Below are 17,515 nucleotides of genomic sequence, written 5' to 3'. Positions count from 1 at the left end.
AATTGTGCTTAATCATTTTTTTTAGGTTTCCAATTCAATACCTGAACGGCAGTAGGTTGCTGACTGGCTTTTCCTTCGCCGTCTATCTGTTTTACATCCTGCAAAAACAAACTTAACACTTTTCTATTTTTCCACAATTCAGTATCATAACTGGGTTCCCAATCGCCAACGCTTTGGGCTGTTAAATCCGTTATTACCCAGTTCGTTGTCTGCAGATTATTATTCAAAGCGATTGAAGCTTTACTTCCTCTTTCCTTGTCTCTAAAGATCAGGCCGGCAGCGTAATGCCTGCCATTTTTCCAAACGATAATCTGGGGCCTGGCGATGGGAATCTGCTTGGTTCCACCACCACTTAAACTGAATGCGGTTTTTCTAAAATTTAAGTGATGCACTCTCCAATCGTTATCCGTTTTATAAACCAGATGATATTGCGGAATGCTTTCCCCCTCCTCACGCCAATAACTTGCTATAAACACTTTGCCTTTGGCATCTGCAAACATAGAAGTCTGGTTAATGAGCTCACTTTTTTGTGGGATTTTTAAGGCATACTCTGCATTACCCGCACTGATAGGCAATTGATAAGGCGCACCATCAGATTTTTGCCAGGTTAAACCTCCATCAGCAGATTTTGCATAACAGAGATCGTGGTTACTGGCCACATCAGGACTTTCACGCCATACCCAGGAAAGATGAATCACGCCTTTTTGATCGATTGCAACCTGCCAATAGGCATTTCTACGTCCTTCGCCATCAATTAAGTTATTCTGGATTCTGCTCCATTTTTTTGTTTTTACCGCATATCGATTAATCACCAGATTGCCGTTACCAGATCCTCCATCCCGGTAGAGGAATAACAAATCGCCGTTAGCCAGTTTGTAAAATTCGGGATAACTCACCTTACCCTCCCGTTCGGCGAGCATTGGTTTTTTCTCACTTAAAACCAGACTGCCTGCACTTAGCGCATATGCATAATTTAACGTGTTATTGTGCTGGCTCCATACCACATGTAAAATCCCATCTCCATCTACCATAATGCTGATGGATTTATGTGCATCGGCTGCATCACCTTTATAAGCAGTTCTTAAAGTTTCCCAGGTTGGCGAATTCAGTTCTCTTTTGGCAAGCACTAAAAACTGATCAGCATCATAATAGGCCGCATATTGAATATGCCGAAAACTGACTAAGGCGTTTTTTCTAAAGATTACCGTATTTACCGAATTGTTAGACCATCCGTTAGCGGCAACGGTACTGACAGTACTTTGCTGCGCCACACTATATAAACTCAGCATACAGCATAGGCCACCAATCAGTATATCTTTAATCAGTAAGTGCAACTGGAAATTAAGATGCTTGATTTTCATCATTTGGTTAAAATTCAAAGTACCGATTTTTTATGGATTTAAACAGGGGGTTAAATCACACTTTAGGGGGGACAATTTAACACAAAGGCTTTTAAACTGTAGCATTGATGTTATAATAGTTACGGAAGTTTTGCAGTATTTCTTAATAAACGCTTAAAGTGTGGGCAAAAAATCTAATTTCAGGATGCGACACTATACAAAAAAGGCCATCTCTTTTTTAGAGACGGCCTTTAATATGCATTCAATTTATTTTACAGAACGATACTATCAATTGCTTTATCCAATGCGGTTTCCTGCAAGTCAGCCACAGCAAAACCTTCAGCCCTCACTATGGTTACATCAGTAATACCGATAAAACCTAAATAGGCTTTAATATAAGGCGCTACGAAATCGTAACCTGCGGCAGGTCCTGAACTATAAACGCCACCTGTAGCCATAGCGATATACGCTTTTTTACCGGTGACCAAACCTTCAGGACCATTTGCACCATATTTAAACGTAATCCCGGCACGGCCGATATGATCAAACCAGGCCTTTAATACTGAAGGAATACCAAAGTTGTACATTGGCGCACCGATGACCAACACATCTGCATCCATAATTTCCTGAATCGCCTGGTTCGAGTGGCTGATGGCCGCTTTGTTTTCTTCGGTATGGTGTTCAACAGGTGTAAAGAAGGCATTTAAATGCGCTTCTTCCAGGTGTGGAAAAGGTGTTTTGGCCAAATCCTTTACCACAACAGCAGCTGCAGGATCTTGTGCTCTTAACTGATCTATAATGGCATTTGCCAATTTAATACTATTGGATGCTTCGCCTCTTGGGCTTGAAATTACATGAAGAATCTTTGACATTTTATTCTAAGTTTAGGTAGCTAAAATCGCAATGTTTAGCCAAACCCATCTTGATGTGTGATAAGAAATTACTTTTTCCTAAAAATTTATCACGCGCTAATGCCAGCACAATGCAATAGAAAATACTTTTCAGTCCAGCCCATAAAATTACAAAGCATTTAAAAAATCCATATAGGGTTGTACGCTTTTTTCTATCCATTCAGCAGTAGAATGATATTCTATTCCATAATATGTAAACGGTGGCTGGTAATCTGCTTTAACATATCCAAAAGAAAGTTCAAATGGACGGAGTAACTCGGCTAAGGTATAATTGTAAGTCCCTGATGGCAGATAGTCAGCCTCATCAACCCCCACCGATATGGCCAGGGCTATGGTTTTTCCTGCCAGTTTATACCCACTCTTACTTCCATAAGCCCAGCCATGGGTAAGCACTTCATCTAACCACTTTTTAAATAACCATGGGCAATTGAACCAATAGTACGGAAACTGAAAAACAATTTGATCATACTGTTCTACCAGTTGCTGTTCACAATGAACATCTATCTTCCCGTCGGGATAGCACTCATGCAATTGATGGATCACATATCGATCAGGAAATTTCTTCAGTTCTTCTACCCATCTTTTATTCACTACAGCACCCGGAAGATCAGGATGAATCACAATAATGAGTGTTTTCATAATTTTAAATTTTATGTTGCAAACATATGTTAAGTAACCTGAATTAGATTCAATAGCAACCCATTGTGATGTACTATAAAAAATGTAAGTAATGTCTACAATCGAAAAAACATCTGTCAACTTCGCCAAAAAAAACATTGGCAGCAGAATGTCCTGAAGCCTATAATGCCAATGTTATACTGTAGCACTGATGATTGATGCCGCAAGGGATACCGGTATCCAACAAATCTGGGATATCTGCCATTTTGGATACCCGGTAGATTTGAGCCCCCTACACCCTCATTTCCTGATTCGATTTGTGGATGTCTGCTCGGCGTTTGCCACCTTTTATAAAAATTACTGCCCCGGCCAGCAGCTTATTGTTATCCCAATTAATGAAGTAGGTTTCATATCATGGTTAGGTGGCGACCAATTGTATTAACAGAAACCAGCCATCCGGGTGAACATCGCCCAAACTGGATAGAACTCATCGCAAAAGAGTGTGTAAAAACTTTAAAACCGGGCATCCCGTTAAAGGGCATTTGCCTCTATCTCATCATTGACAGGCCAGATTGGGATCACCTGCATTACTGGCACCACGCAGGCTTATGTGATGCCGATGCACTTAATCCGCATGCAAGAAATTTATATCTGCCATATGCTGAGGCCATTGAAGAGGCCATGACCTTAGTTAAACCATATTTATAAATAATGGGGCTGCCTGACTCATAAAAAATGTTCAACTTTACGTGCTTAATTAAAAAAATTCAATGATTACCCCTATTGTTAACCCAACATATCCTACTCAAATTAATCCGGATTTAACCCGTATAGACTGGACACATGTATTGCATTTATTTCAAAAAATTAATTGGAAACATCGCCTGGCTGCAGAAATAGAAAGTGCCTTTAAATTGAGTACGCATACCCTTTTTGTATACCATGAAGAGGTAATTATTGCATTTGGAAGAGTAGTCGGAGATGGCCGTTATTACGCCATGCTGGCTGATGTAGTTGTTGATCCTGATTACCAGGGACAGGGCTTGGGCAAGTATATTGTGACCACCTTAAACAATCAATTGGATAATTATCATTTCGTAAACTTAAGCGCGGCACCCGGGGCAGATTCTTTTTATAAAAGTATGGGTTGGAAAAAGCAAACCACTGCATTTATATGGCCACAGGGGCCAAAGCAACTGAGGCAGCATTGTGCAGAAGATTGAACGGCATTTACTTCAGTCTGATATTCAATTTTATAGTTTTCAGGCTGTTGTACTCTTATCTGCATTTTGGTTTTTCAGGTAGACCCTGAATATGGTTCCTTTATCCGGTTCACTTTCAATGCTGATTTTTCCGCCTGATAAATTAACAATTTCTTTCACGAGGTGAAGGCCAACACCTGTTCCTTCCACATCTGTTGAAAGGCGCTCGTATTTATTGAATATTTTTTCCAGGTTTTCTTGTGCTATCCCCCTCCCGTTATCCGAAACGCTGAGCACGAAATCATCATTTTCCATATAGGTTTTAATCATAATTTCCGGCACACGGCTGGCACTCCGGTATTTGATTGAATTGTTAATCAGGTTGTAAAGTACACTTCTGAGCTTGCGGCGCACAAAAACAACTTCCGAGTGTTTAAACGCCCAACTGATGACGGCATTAGATTCCAGTATCTGCGCCGCTAGCGTTAAGCGGACATCTTCCAGAATTTGTTCAATATCCAATAACTCTGCAACAGTTTTAAAATGATGTTCAGATTGTCTGGCATCTGTTAAATCGATGATAATTCCTTTTATTTTTAACAGCCCGGTTTCAATTTTCTCCAGCAGTACCGGGAATTTTTCCATTCCTTTTTCGGGTACTTTCTTCAGCATTTCAATGGTTAAACCCAGGCTGGTTAATGGGGTTTTGATGTCGTGAGAGATGGTATCCAATAATAACTCATGCTCCATAATTAATTTTTCCTGCTCTTTGAGATCGCGGATCCTGGAAGTAATGTCAATAAAGGTAATGATCACCCCATTGGTTTTATTTTCCTTCATCACAATGTACGGCAAAATGTTCATCTGGAACCACCGCATATCCACCGTTTGAACTTCCTTCTCTAAAAGTTCACCAGTGCTGATTACCTGCTCAATATTATCAATAATGCTGGGAAAGCGAAAATTGTCTTTAACATCAAGAATGGATTTTCCAATGTCGCTATGATGAAGCTTAAACTGCTTCATTGCCGGTGGTGTAAATTTGCGCAGTATTAAATTGGCATCAACAAAAAGCTGGGGAATGATGGTGTTTCGAAAATAATTCTCCAGCTCGTCATTCAGATCTATTAGTTCACTAATCTTAGAATTTTTGTTTTGCATTCACCGTTGTTGCGCGTAAATGTACCTGCGCGGAGTAAGGTAGTTAAAATTATCGGGTTAGCACCATTATGTAACAATCTAATCATTAAGCGCATTTTTTCATACGCCTCAAAAATGGCATTTAAATGCATCCATGATCAGGCATTTTGTAAAAAAATCAAAATGCCTGGTAAGCGATCAAACCCACTCCCCAACCATAGGTGCAGCATAATCCAAGCTATTATTTTGTTGCAAATGAATACAGTAATACACCGTGTGCAGGTATGCTCAGGGGAAGTTTACCATTTTCGCTGTTTACGGATGCCAGATCCTTTTGTCGCCAGAGATCACGAACTTTTAAATTGCCTTTAAGGCCCAGCTTTTTAAAATCGCTATATGTTAATTCTGCCTTTTCCTGTCCAAAATTGGTAAATCCTACTGCATGGCTTCCATCTTCCAAGGTCTTTACATAAATGCGGACATCGCCAATGGTTTGTAAGCAGGTAGCCTGTTTGCCAAGCGGATCCTGATTGATGGCGATTACTTCATCATTGGTGAGCAGATTCATCGTAAAATCATCCAGTTTTTCCATATCGCAGCCAATCAGTAATGGTGCAGAGAAGAGGCACCATAAACTAAAGTGAAGGTATTGTTCATCTGGCCTGAGTTTGCTGGGATGCGGATTACCCCATCCCACCGTGCCCACTACCAGCATATCCGGATCATTCCAGTTGCCAGGCTTGGCCCATGCAGCTGCCTGATCTTGTTGCAAAGCAATATTTTTGACACTTGTCCAGGTATCGGTAATATCATTGGTGGTACGCCAGGATGTACCTCCAACAGCCCTGCCCCATTTCCAAACATCAGACATTCCATACTGACACAGACTGAAAACAATATCCCGTGGCTGTGCTTTAAGTGCATCGCCCATTAATTGAAACGGTTTCATCGCGGTAGCCAGGTCGTTTCCACCTTTATAAGATAAGGCACCAATTTTATACGGATCATTATTTGGCATGCCATTAATTACATGACCGTAACTGCACCAATCATATTTCAGGTAATCAAAACCCCATTTTCCATAGGTGTCTGCATCTCGTTTTTCATACCCATAACTTCCGGTGCAACTGCCACAAGTCCAGGGCCCCGGACTGGAATACAATCCAATTTTCAGGCCCATGGCATGAACGTCGTCTGCCAGCCCTTTCATGTCCTTAAAACGCGAATTGGTTATGATGTTTCCGGCCTGATCACGAAGTTCGCCCCTAATGGAAGGGTCTTTAGCATCTTTATTATTTTGCCAGAAATCATCAATATTGATGTAAGTCCAGCCATGATTCACTAATCCGCTTTTAATCATTGCATTTGCAGCACGCTTCACTTTATCAGCAGATACCTGATCAGCAAAACAATTCCAGCTGTTCCAGCCCATAGGTGGCGTAAGCGCAATCTGATCGCCACAAACAATGCGTAATGTTTTTTTTGCTTTACCTTTTGCATTCATGGCACCCAGGCTTACTGAAAATATGCCTTTTTCCTTCAGACAACCTGTAATGATGCCTGTATTTACATCTAATTTTAGTCCGGAGGGCAAACCGGCTGCTGAGAATTTCATTGGCCTTTCTCCCGTTGCCGCCACGATAAACAGAAATGGCGAATCGGGTCTTACGCCGAAAACGCCGGCACTGTTGATTTTTGGTAACAAAGATGTTTTAGGTGTAAGGATATAAGGTATACCTGGAATTGGATTAAGGGTAGCAAAGGTGCTGACACCCGTTGCCTTGAAAGCTGCATTTGCCCAATTTGCATGGTCATAATAATTGCCGTTGCCACCATCTGTCACAACTAATTCCAGTTTGTGTACCCCTTTAAGTGAAGCTTCGCAAGGCTTTGCTTTATCACCCAGGTGCATTATTCCGCTTGACCAGATTTTTTGACCATCTGCCACCAGTATAAACTCCGCTGCAGGCTCATGCCCGGTTATTTCATCATCAATACCCACCTGTGCTGAAAATGAATTTGCTTTTCCGTTCAGTAAAATCAACAATGAACTTTCGGCATGTGTTCCAAATCCACGATCAAAAGTTTTGCCTGCAATGGTCATGGTTTTTCCATCAACCGACTTGTTTTTTTGAGGTGTACCATTTCCCTGGGTGGCTGCTGTTAAATCCAGCATATCAAGCCATATGGTCGCTTCATGAGCGGAAGTTTGTGCCCAGCAACTTCCCGCAGAAATGAATGTTAAAATGGTGATGACAAATAATTTTACGATGTTCATGACGTGGGTAGATTTTTTATAATAAGGTATTCATGATAGAAAGTTCAGCAGTATTGAGCGAAGCGGAGTGTTTTTTAAATTATTTCGTAAACATCCAGTAATCAAAAAAGGCGATATCTGTTTCTGCCTTGCCTTTAAAAACAAAGTAAAGATCATGGATGCCTGTGATTTTGCTTACTGCCGTTGAAACAACAGCCCAGCGATTATTACCCCCTGTCAAAGGGACTTTGATGGTGCTGAGTAAGGGGCCGTTTAAACCATCAGCGTGAACTTCCATCGTTACATCAGCATTATGCGTAGTGCCAACCCTGGCTGTAAATTTTGAAGCACCCGCAGCCTCAAAGTCGACAGATTTAACTTTCGTATAGGCCAGATTTTTTTTCGCGGTAACAAACACACCCACATTTTTATTTTCAGAAGCTTTTATGTTTTCAGACCAGGCAATGGTTTCAGCCTCCACTTTTTGATAGGGATTTAAATTTTGCAGGGGCTTAACAATGCCATCCGTCATTTTCATGGGTGATATGCTGCCATCTTTTTTAAAGTTCATTTCCTGTACAGCGACAGAGCGGTTAAAACCATTTCCGCCTGGCAGTGCTCCGGAATGGTAAAAAAGGTAAGTTTTTCCTTTATAATCGACCACGCCCGGGTGATTGGTAAAACTTCTGCCTTCAGGAGGCATTAGCGTACCATTGTATCTCCAGGGGCCTTTCGGACTTGTGCTGGTAGAATAACCCAAATGTTCCGGTATGGGGCCACCTGCCCAAAAGAGGTAGTATAGCGGGTTTCGCTTATATAACCACGGTCCTTCTTCATATAAGGTTGGGCGGCGCTCGTTGGCTTCACGTTTGCCAAAAGATGCCACCGTCATGGGTACACGAATAGCCTCGCCTTTGAGCGAGATCATATCATCATTAAGCTCGGCATAATAGCAGTCTGGATTTCCCCAATAGAGATAGGCTTTTCCATCCGCATCGATAAATACTGTAGGATCAATATCTCCGTCACTTACGCTGACCAAAGGTTTCCCCAGCGGATCATAAAATGGGCCATATGGATTATCGGCAACTGCCACACCAATAGCCGAACGTTTTTTATCGCGTGATTTTACCGGCGCGTATAAATAAAATTTACCTTTTCTCTCTACCACCTGAATGGCCCAGGCATCACCAATGGCCCAGTCAAATGTTTCATATGATGCCACTGCGCCATGATCGGTCCAGTTGACCATATCTTCTGTGGTGTATAATTTCCAGTTATTCATCACAAACCAGGTGGAATTATCCTCATCATGGCTGGTGTATAAATAAAGTTTTCCGTTATACATCAAAGGTGCGGGATCGGCCGTATAATGGGTTTGTACAATGGGATTTTGCGCGGTAACCCTGAGCGGAAAATAAAAAACCACGCATAGCATCAGGCTCAGAATAAATTGTTTCATTGGGTTTTTCAAAATTATTTTATTTCAGTTGCGCTGTAGGGAATGGTATTTTTATGGCAGAATGAATTGAACTGCTTGTCCATAAAAACAGATAAAAAAAAAAGCAGATTATTCCGTAGAACAACCTGCCTGATTTTTTAAAGGTTAATATCCTGGATTCTGATAGGCCTTTTTATCAGCATCTGACATTTGCATTTTGTCAATCTGATCCTGAGGAATCGGACGCAAATATAAAGCTGGTGTAATGGTTCTGGTTACCGTTACTGGTGTATGATCACCATAATTGATCCCGGCAATGCTATAAGTGGTGGATAATTCAGCCCACTTTTGAGTTCTGATCAAATCAAATCTTCTATAGCCCTCTCCATAATATTCACGGGAGCGTTCTGCGAGAATGTAATTGATATCAATAGTAGCTGGCGTGGCAGCAACCATTGCAGCACTGTTATCTTGCACTTTAGCTACATTTCCATTATTATCCCAACGCCATTTTCCAGCACGTGCACGAATTACGTTAATCAATTCGCGTGCACTTTTGCCCGCTTTTACATTAGCCCCTTTTACGGCAGCTTCTGCAGCAACAAAATACAGTTCAGAGAATTTGGCGATTGGATACGGGCGTGTACTGCCGGCATTTGGCTGCCCCAGTCCGGTTCCATTATCTGTACGGTAAGGACCCAGTTTCCAAAGCCCCGGATAAACGATTCTGCTGATGCCATTTGGTGCAATCACATAATCTGCTCTTCCAGGCAAAGTTCCGGCTCCAACGTTGCTGGCTCCGGCACCGGTTGGGTAAGTAATTGCACTGTTGTCCGTATCTAAAAAGCTTAATACCGCATTGCCCGGAACAATTGATATGCCGTTGGCATTCACCAATGAAGCAGGTGCAGATTCTGGCGGATTGTAACCTTTTGGCCAGTTACCACGATATACGGTAGTAAAGGTTCCGTCGTAACGGGAATCAAGGGTTTTATCTGCAAAGGTATTTTTAAACACTTCTATGGTTGGGGCCATACGGTTCCACGGGCGACCAAGATGTTGTTCTGCTTCACGTTGAACTGAACTGATGCCACCACTTCTCAGGTTGGTGTAATTCCAGGTCATCATCCACCCAGAGAAATTATCCGGTGCACCACCACTTCCAAAAGTTAAACTACCACCATTATACCGCTCACTGCTTTCTGTGTGATCGGCATAAAGCAACATTTCTTTATTGCGGTCATTTGGACCCAGATTAACATCATAGTAAGTATCAACCAATCCGTTAGCACCTGGGTTTTCTATACCTGCTGTAGCAATATCATAAGCCTGCTGAAAATACCAGGCGGCATCATGTCCGTCAGGATCAGTTCTGTTGGCTGCCGGGTATGTTGGAATGTTATTGGGATTTTGTAACCACCATCCATAAGTCAGGTATGCTTTAGATAAAAAGAGTCTTGCTGTAGTTTTGGTTACGCCTCCGATAACCCTTGAAGTTGCAGGTAAATCGGCAACGGCCTGCAACAGGTCAGGAAATACCGCTTTGGTATAAACCACTGGTACAGTATTGCGGGTAGAAGTTCTCACCGGATTGATATTAAATTTAAGTTCACCTCCGCCTAAATCAAGTGGTACACCTCCAAAGGTTTGTACCAGCATGAAATAATCAAAAGCACGGAAAAACCTGGCTTCTGCTACCAATGCACTGGAAATACCCGCCGCACTGGCATTCTCTATCACACCACTGGCCGTATTGATATTTGGAAAAGCTTCGGTCCACAATACGCTGCTTGGATAACTCGTAGAAAGAATAGAGCCTACGCCTGAACAATCCATATCTTTAAAGTTACCATCGGCATCTTTACCCCAGGTTGCTTCATCTGTACCTGTAATCAATGAATTATAGTAATAGGCCTGCCCGTAAATGTTACGCAGGTGAGCATACATTGCGGTAAGTCCGCCATTTACACCTGTTACTGTTTTAAAATAATCAGGGGTAAAAATACTGCGTGGTTCTTCATCAAGAATTTTTTTACAGCCGGAGAACATGACCATTCCCAGCCAAACCCCTAAAGTTATATTGAAGTGTATACGTTTCATATTGGTATATTAAAAAGTTAAGTTAAGGCCGGCCACATAATTACGCGTAGAAGGCGTATTGGTACCTACAGTTAAAAACCTTCTCCGGTATGTATTGGTTACCGCAGCATTCTCATCGCCATACGAATTGGTTTCCGGATCCATACCTGATTCGCTGTAATATGGAGAGAACATTACAAATGGATTTTGAACAGTTAAATACATCCTAAGTCTCACCTTCGAATTCTTAATTAAGTCGCGGTTAAAATCATAACCCAGTGAAATGGTACGGATTTTTAAAAATGACGCATCAAAATAACCTAAGGTACTGCCATATTTAGGGTTATCACCACTTGCAATACCACCTGGTTTCGGATATTTTGCACCGGTATTATCTGGCGTCCAATAATCTACCTTTACGTTATTTCTTCTTCCTGATAAAAGGTTTAAGTAACCTGTAGAACCATATAACGTACTGATCAGGATACCGCCATCTTTGAATAAACCAACTACATTCAAGTCAAATCCTTTATAGGCTACCCGGGTGTTAAAACCACCTGATAATTTCGGATCTACATTCATAATCTGTCTGTCAGCGGCTCCAATTGCCCTTGTAGGCTTGCCTGTAGCATCATAATCGCCGGTATATTTAACCTTGATCATACCCACGTTACCACCTGGTTCCAAAACATTCAGGTTAGGATCTCCAGTCTGCCATAATCCTATTTTTTCATAGTCATAAATGGCATTGATGTTATACCCTACAAACCAGGCATTTCCCTCATCCCTGGTCTGTCCGGAAGCCAGTGAAACCAGTTTATTGCGGTTTGCAGACAGGTTAAAACCTACATCCCATGACCAGCCATCTTTATTGTTGAAGATGTTACCGTTCACGCTGAGTTCCCAACCTTTATTCTGTGTTTGTCCGATGTTGGCCGTATAACTTCCCACACCTGAAGTTGGAGGCAAAGCAATATCTAATAAAATATCATTGGTATTGGTTACATAATATTCAAATGTACCGTTGATTCTGTTTTTCAGTACAGAGAAATCTAAACCATAATTCCAGGTTTGTGAATATTCCCATCCTAAATTCGGACTTGGAAGTTGTGAAACATAGTAGCCTATAGCATAGTTCGTATCGCCAAAATTATAAGGCCTTGTATTTAATAAACCTAGTGTCTGGTAAGGATTTACCGACTGGTTTGATGTTTGTCCGTAACCTACTCTGATCTTTAACCTGTCAATGGCTGTAATGCCTTTCATGAAAGGTTCATTCATCAGGTTCCATCCTACTGAAACAGCAGGATAGGTATTCCATTTATGTCCTGGTGCCAGGCGAGATGAGCCATCAGACCTGATTGTGGCACTGATTAAATACCGGTTATCATAGGAATACATCACCCTTCCCATGTATGACATTAATCCGCTTAAGTTGTAATTTCCATTTCCGATTGTTAATTCACCATTGGCCTGACCAAGATTATAGAACTGGAAAGCATCTGAAGGAATATCACGTGCTGACATGGAAGAGGAATTAAATTTATTCTGTTCGGCAGAATATAATGCCACTACATTAAAATTGTGTTTTTCTGAAAAGGTACGGTCATATGTTAATAAATTTTCAAGTGTCCAGTGGTATGTTTGTGAGTTGCTCACACCAGCGGTAGAAACTGTAGTAGCGGTAGCACTTCCAATTCCAACACCTGTATAATTACCATTATTACTCTGAATAAAATCAAGCCCCAGGTTGGCCCTGTATTTTAAACCTTCTACCCCCGGAATTTTTACCTCTCCATAAAATGAGTTATAGGTAGCAAAACCACGTGTTTCATTTAACCATTTATCATGAAGGTCTTTTGTAGATTGATTGGTGTAAATCCACGATTCATCCTGTGGCATTCTGATGGTTCTTTTTAAACTGCCATCTGCATTATAAGGGTTTGACATTGGCGTATTGCTCAGCACACCGTAAACACCCACCTGATTACCTTCACTTAGATTATAGTTATTGTTACTGGTAAAACCAACCCGGAAAAACTTACCAATTTGCTGATCCAAAGATGCTTTCATCGAATACCTGGTATATTGCTGTGTGGGGATCAAACTTTGATTCTTATAGTAACCACCGCCAAAGCTATAGCTACCTGTAGCAGAACCACCTGATACGCCTACGTCATGACTGGTTACTACTGCAGATTTGTTATAGAATAAATCCTGCCAATCCGTATCGGTATCATTAGATTCATCTACCCCGTTAGTTGTAAACAAACCTGCTGCTTTACGCATTGCGATTAATTCTTGCGAATTCATCATCGGGAATTTTGCAAAAAGTGTTTGTAAACCCGTATAGGTGTTATAAGTAACCTGAGCAGGCGCACCTTGTTGTCCACGGTTTGTAGTTAACAAAATTACACCATTTGCACCCCGTGATCCATAAATGGCCGTTGCAGATGCATCTTTAAGGATATCTATACTTTTAATATCGTTTGGATTAATATCACCGATGGAGCCTGGAAAAGGAATTCCATCCAATACCACTAATGGATCATTACTGGCAGAAAGTGACCGTGCACCACGAATCAGAATCTGCATGGTTGCACCAGGTTTGGTTGAAGTTTGGGAAATATTAACTCCGGCTACACGCCCTTGAATGGCCTGTGCGATATTTGGAGCCGGAACTTCGCGAACTTTCTCACCTGATATATTGGCTACTGATCCGGTTACGGCTTCTTTACGTTGTGTACCATAACCCACTACCACTACCTGTTCCAGCTCTGCTGCACTCGGCAATAAAGTTACATTGATTTCGGTTTGGTTGCGTACCGGAATTTCTTTACTGGTAAAGCCAATATAAGTGAATACCAATACCGAATTGGCTGAGGGCACTGAAATGCTGAAGTTACCGGTGTTGGATGCAGTTGTACTCGTGGATGTTCCCTTCACTAAAATGCTTACGCCCGGAAGGGGTTTTCCCTGATCATCTAATACACGCCCCTTAATTTGAGTTTGTGCCTGTGCGGCCAGCGTGAAGATCATTAAAATTGCGGTAAGTGCAATTCTGGGGAGACTTATAGAAAATCTCAAATGAGGTCTTACAATAAATCGTAAAATTTCAATTCTCATAAAAACAGTTTATAATGGTTAAAAAAAACAGACCTCAACAGATGATCAATCGTCAGTTGAATAGCAAGAGCATGTCATGAAAGACATAAAAGAATGCGAAACAAAAAATACTACTGAATACTATTAAGCCTGTATGAAGGTAAAGGTATTTAGATCAACCCTTCAACAATGATTCAATTGTACATTTTTAAGGTAGAAATGTGCAAGAAAATTTCTTTTTTTATCAAATACAGCGTTTCAGGCAAGATTCTTTAAATCAAGCCCAAAAACGCATCATTAAAAATGCAATCGATTGTATTTTTTTATTTTCTGAATTTTTATTCCAAACACCACCAAATAAAAGCTTAAGAAATGGAAATTATCAGGCTATTTAATCATACAATCATGGTATTAAGAAATCATTTATTAACCTTATTGTTTTTATCAAATCAAGGGACAGGCTTGCTCACCTGTCCCGTTCTGGAGTGAATATTAATTCGAATATTCAGGAATCATAAAGAGACTCATTTCAGACAATCTTATAAAAGCTTCGAATTAATGAACAATATGACTAGTTAGTCACATCAAAATATTCAGCTTTAATTCCTCTGTCGCGAACAATTAGCGTGTCTTTTGTTGCATATTTTAAATTAAGATTTTTAAAGTTCACCGTATAATCCACGTATATCGCACTTCTGCTGCTGCCACCAATACTGTTCTTTTCACCATTGGAAACAAACCTGCCACTTCCTGTAACCTCTATATTGGTCGTACTGCTGGCGAGGGTACAGGTATTGTCATCAGCGAAATTCAACAGGAGCGTAAAGGATACGTTTGTACCTGCACTATTTTTAATGGTAAGGGGTAAACTTGCCGTTTTAAGTGATACCGTGCTCATACTCACCAGCTCATTGCTTTCTACATAAGGCGTATGACGTGAAACGGTATTCATGGTACCGTTGGCCTGGGTAATCTGGTCTATGCCTTTGCGTAAATAGTTGGCATGCCACGGATTAACGTATTTAACACCATAAAGTATATAATCTTTTGGTCTGGTTGCCCAGTGCAGCGGGTTTACCCTTGAAGGATTGGATACAACAGGAATCCCTTTTAAAATAGAATCCGCACCGGTAACCTTGGTCATTACCAATGGGATGACATAGTTTCTGCTCAGCGCTTTGGGATCAGCAAAAAATGCATCTGTTAATTGTACATCCACCCCACCTAAAACATCACCGGCATTGATTCTGATTTGGTTAGACATTAAGCGATAGTATTCTGCCGGCATCGGCAAAACCTGTCCGCCGCCATTATTAAACTTCAGCCCATTCAGCAATGTTTCAGCCTTCTGAATATCAATTACCACATCGTTTTTATTTTCATAACCTCCGCCAAGGGTAGCTTTAATGGAAACCATGTGGTTTTTATCCATTGAATTGTCTACAATTAAATCTTCTCCCAAAACCACTGTTCTTAAAGGATATTGACTGGCAAAATAAACTGTTTTATAGTCAAATTCAGGAAAGGCAATCTTCTCGTTTTTACAGGAGGCCATCAGGCTAAGTGCTAATGCGAGAGCGATATATATATTGTTAATTTTCATATTGTCTAAATGATTAATTCAGTGTTACTTATTTCCAACCTTGATTTTGCAGCAGTTGATTATACTTCAGGACTTCTGAGTTTGGAATGGGGCCGTAAATCATATATTGCTGAAAGGCCCTCGTTTCGGCATTAAATGGCTTATAAATACCGCTATTGACATCTAAGCCTCTGGCCGTTTCATTAAGTTTTGACAGATCTGCTTTCCAGCGCCTGAGGTCCCAAAACCTAAAACCTTCGAAAGAAAGCTCCAATCGGCGTTCATTCCTGATCAGTTCACGCATTTTGGCTACATCGGCCTTACATTCTTCCAGGTAAGGATCGTTATTGAATCCGAAAGCCCGCTTACGAATGGCTTTTATGATGTCGTATGCAGAATAGGTTCTGGTTCCGGTGGCGGTTGGCCCCCATGCTTCGTTTGCTGCTTCGGCATAATCGAGGTAAATCTCGGTATAGCGGATCCGTGGATTATAATGTGTTTTACCACTTAAAGAGATCGGGTTACGGTTAACATCCATCCTTAAACGCTTTTTCATGTAATAACCTGTACGCGTAGAAGTTGCACGAACATTAATACCGTTATCTGTGCCGGAAGCACTACCTGTTCTGATCACGGCATTGGTTACACCGGCGGTTGCCCCGTCAAAAATAATATATTTTGCAAACCTCGGGTCTCTCGACGCATATGGTGCATTGGCATTAAAATTAGCGTTCGGATGATTTATCGGGTAACCGTTTGCCATAGCAAAAGATTCTACCAGGTTTTGTGTGGGATTCATTAATCCGTTTCCGAATAAAGATGGCGGAAAATGCTGCCCTTCCTGGGTACCGTCATTAGTGATGATATTTTCACGCCAGATGATTTCAGAAGGATTACTACCCCCACCTAATCCATCAACCTCTGAGTTGTTGGCATAATAAGTACCTCCATTTGCCGGAAGGGCATTGGCTCCGCCTTTATAATCGATCACACGGCCGGCATATTCAGCAGCATCAGCCCAGGTAGTGGTATTGGCACTATTCTGAAATGCCGGACTGGCCGCCAGCAGTGCTGCTCTTGCCCTAAACGATCTTGCTATTAATCCATTAAACAACTGACGTGCATATTGTCCCATTACCCGATTGTAGGTTTCCACATTTCCGGTAAAAGCTTTAAAGCGATCGGGTATCTGGCTTGCAGTCGAAATATCATTATACTCCACGGGTAAGTAAGCTTCGGCGCTATCCAGGTCTTTGTAAATTTGTTTAATACAGGCATCAAATGTAGCCCGCGGAACATTAAAATCTGTTTTAGGGGTTTGATAGGCTGTTACAATCGGCACGCCCATCAGCTGTCCATTGGTGGCAATACCGCCATGGTTGCGCAACAGAAAATAGAGATACAATCCACGAAGACCGAAAGCCTCTCCCCTCATTCTCAGGTTAAAAAGCCTGGAACTTTCTGCATCCGTTGCCCACTTGACTTTCGGTGAATTTTCCAGGAAAAGATTGATGTATTGCATGGCTTCATAAGACTGGTTCCAAACCGATGCAGGATTATTGGTTGATGTCCATGAACCCGCAGCAGCCTGCAAATAACCATTGGTAAGCTGGTTGGTTACGGCATCATCAGTGGCATATTCAGAGTTATCGTAATAAGCGGGAATGGTACGGTAAGCGTTGATTAAAAAACCTTGTGCAAAATTCGCATCCGTATACATCTGATCAATCGTCTTCAGATTTTCTGGTTCAGGCTCCAGAATTTTTTTGCAGCCAGTGAACGAAAGCACTGCCAACCCTAAAATTAATATTTTGAATTTCATATCATTAAAAGTTATAGG

12 protein-coding genes are annotated in these 17,515 nt (G+C 41.3%); 2 read left to right on the top strand and 10 right to left on the bottom strand.

The window, feature by feature from the left end; genetic code table 11:
• Nucleotides 1-8 precede the first annotated feature (8 nt).
• The 3 genes from CBW18_RS00240 to CBW18_RS00230 all read right to left on the bottom strand — a co-directional run bounded on the left by CBW18_RS00240 (nucleotide 9) and on the right by CBW18_RS00230 (nucleotide 2,890).
• Nucleotides 9-1,364 (bottom strand): BNR repeat-containing protein, encoded by a 1,356-nt coding sequence (locus CBW18_RS00240; RefSeq protein WP_253248923.1) that lies wholly within the window; start codon nucleotides 1,362-1,364, stop codon nucleotides 9-11.
• Nucleotides 1,365-1,612: 248 nt separating this feature from the next.
• Nucleotides 1,613-2,212, bottom strand: coding sequence for an FMN-dependent NADH-azoreductase (locus CBW18_RS00235; protein WP_088299263.1), 600 nt, complete (start codon nucleotides 2,210-2,212; stop codon nucleotides 1,613-1,615).
• A 147-nt stretch (nucleotides 2,213-2,359) separates the two neighbouring features.
• A complete protein-coding gene (locus tag CBW18_RS00230) occupies nucleotides 2,360-2,890 on the bottom strand; it encodes an NAD(P)H-dependent oxidoreductase (RefSeq protein WP_088299901.1) in 531 nt (176 codons plus the stop codon).
• Nucleotides 2,891-3,283: 393 nt separating this feature from the next.
• Between CBW18_RS00230 and CBW18_RS21530 the strand changes: the two genes are divergently transcribed.
• Nucleotides 3,284-3,577 carry a hypothetical protein gene (locus tag CBW18_RS21530; protein ID WP_216359174.1) on the top strand — a complete coding sequence of 98 codons (294 nt, stop codon included), beginning with the start codon at nucleotides 3,284-3,286 and terminating at the stop codon, nucleotides 3,575-3,577.
• Nucleotides 3,578-3,639: 62 nt separating this feature from the next.
• Nucleotides 3,640-4,092, top strand: coding sequence for a GNAT family N-acetyltransferase (locus CBW18_RS00220; RefSeq protein ID WP_088299262.1), 453 nt, complete (start codon nucleotides 3,640-3,642; stop codon nucleotides 4,090-4,092).
• A gap of 39 nt (nucleotides 4,093-4,131) precedes the next feature.
• Here CBW18_RS00220 and CBW18_RS00215 read toward each other — a convergent pair whose 3' ends face one another.
• The 7 genes from CBW18_RS00215 to CBW18_RS00185 all read right to left on the bottom strand — a co-directional run bounded on the left by CBW18_RS00215 (nucleotide 4,132) and on the right by CBW18_RS00185 (nucleotide 17,497).
• On the bottom strand, nucleotides 4,132-5,232 hold the full coding sequence (locus tag CBW18_RS00215) for an ATP-binding protein (RefSeq protein WP_088299261.1): 1,101 nt from the start codon (nucleotides 5,230-5,232) through the stop codon (nucleotides 4,132-4,134).
• A gap of 220 nt (nucleotides 5,233-5,452) precedes the next feature.
• Complete coding sequence (locus tag CBW18_RS00210; RefSeq protein WP_088299260.1) at nucleotides 5,453-7,489, bottom strand: NPCBM/NEW2 domain-containing protein; 2,037 nt, start codon at nucleotides 7,487-7,489, stop codon at nucleotides 5,453-5,455.
• A gap of 79 nt (nucleotides 7,490-7,568) precedes the next feature.
• The gene (locus CBW18_RS00205) at nucleotides 7,569-8,930 is read right to left on the bottom strand and encodes a glycoside hydrolase family 43 protein (protein WP_088299259.1); all 1,362 of its coding nucleotides are present in this window, start codon (nucleotides 8,928-8,930) and stop codon (nucleotides 7,569-7,571) included.
• A gap of 144 nt (nucleotides 8,931-9,074) precedes the next feature.
• The gene (locus tag CBW18_RS00200; protein ID WP_088299258.1) at nucleotides 9,075-11,009 is read right to left on the bottom strand and encodes a RagB/SusD family nutrient uptake outer membrane protein; all 1,935 of its coding nucleotides are present in this window, start codon (nucleotides 11,007-11,009) and stop codon (nucleotides 9,075-9,077) included.
• A 9-nt stretch (nucleotides 11,010-11,018) separates the two neighbouring features.
• Nucleotides 11,019-14,114, bottom strand: coding sequence for a TonB-dependent receptor (locus CBW18_RS00195; RefSeq protein ID WP_216359173.1), 3,096 nt, complete (start codon nucleotides 14,112-14,114; stop codon nucleotides 11,019-11,021).
• Between the two features lie 550 nt (nucleotides 14,115-14,664).
• Complete coding sequence (locus CBW18_RS00190) at nucleotides 14,665-15,696, bottom strand: DUF5627 domain-containing protein (protein WP_088299256.1); 1,032 nt, start codon at nucleotides 15,694-15,696, stop codon at nucleotides 14,665-14,667.
• 28 nt (nucleotides 15,697-15,724) lie between these two features.
• Nucleotides 15,725-17,497: a RagB/SusD family nutrient uptake outer membrane protein gene (locus CBW18_RS00185; protein ID WP_088299255.1), complete on the bottom strand. Its 1,773-nt coding sequence runs from the start codon at nucleotides 17,495-17,497 to the stop codon at nucleotides 15,725-15,727.
• Between the last annotated feature and the right edge of the window lie 18 nt (nucleotides 17,498-17,515).

The organism is Pedobacter sp. AJM, from assembly GCF_002197755.1.
In the GTDB taxonomy this organism is placed as follows: domain Bacteria; phylum Bacteroidota; class Bacteroidia; order Sphingobacteriales; family Sphingobacteriaceae; genus Pedobacter.
This window is presented reverse-complemented; position numbering and strand designations above follow the sequence as displayed.

What these genes read in the sequence shown, in the direction of transcription:
- CBW18_RS00220 (WP_088299262.1), top strand. Translation starts at nt 3,640, where the DNA reads ATGATTACCCCTATTGTTAACCCAACATATCCTACTCAAATTAATCCG.
- CBW18_RS00215 (WP_088299261.1), bottom strand. Translation starts at nt 5,232, where the DNA reads ATGCAAAACAAAAATTCTAAGATTAGTGAACTAATAGATCTGAATGAC.
- CBW18_RS00195 (WP_216359173.1), bottom strand. Translation starts at nt 14,114, where the DNA reads ATGAGAATTGAAATTTTACGATTTATTGTAAGACCTCATTTGAGATTT.
- CBW18_RS21530 (WP_216359174.1), top strand. Translation starts at nt 3,284, where the DNA reads ATGGTTAGGTGGCGACCAATTGTATTAACAGAAACCAGCCATCCGGGT.
- CBW18_RS00185 (WP_088299255.1), bottom strand. Translation starts at nt 17,497, where the DNA reads ATGAAATTCAAAATATTAATTTTAGGGTTGGCAGTGCTTTCGTTCACT.
- CBW18_RS00235 (WP_088299263.1), bottom strand. Translation starts at nt 2,212, where the DNA reads ATGTCAAAGATTCTTCATGTAATTTCAAGCCCAAGAGGCGAAGCATCC.
- CBW18_RS00230 (WP_088299901.1), bottom strand. Translation starts at nt 2,890, where the DNA reads ATGAAAACACTCATTATTGTGATTCATCCTGATCTTCCGGGTGCTGTA.
- CBW18_RS00190 (WP_088299256.1), bottom strand. Translation starts at nt 15,696, where the DNA reads ATGAAAATTAACAATATATATATCGCTCTCGCATTAGCACTTAGCCTG.
- CBW18_RS00240 (WP_253248923.1), bottom strand. Translation starts at nt 1,364, where the DNA reads ATGATGAAAATCAAGCATCTTAATTTCCAGTTGCACTTACTGATTAAA.
- CBW18_RS00210 (WP_088299260.1), bottom strand. Translation starts at nt 7,489, where the DNA reads ATGAACATCGTAAAATTATTTGTCATCACCATTTTAACATTCATTTCT.
- CBW18_RS00205 (WP_088299259.1), bottom strand. Translation starts at nt 8,930, where the DNA reads ATGAAACAATTTATTCTGAGCCTGATGCTATGCGTGGTTTTTTATTTT.
- CBW18_RS00200 (WP_088299258.1), bottom strand. Translation starts at nt 11,009, where the DNA reads ATGAAACGTATACACTTCAATATAACTTTAGGGGTTTGGCTGGGAATG.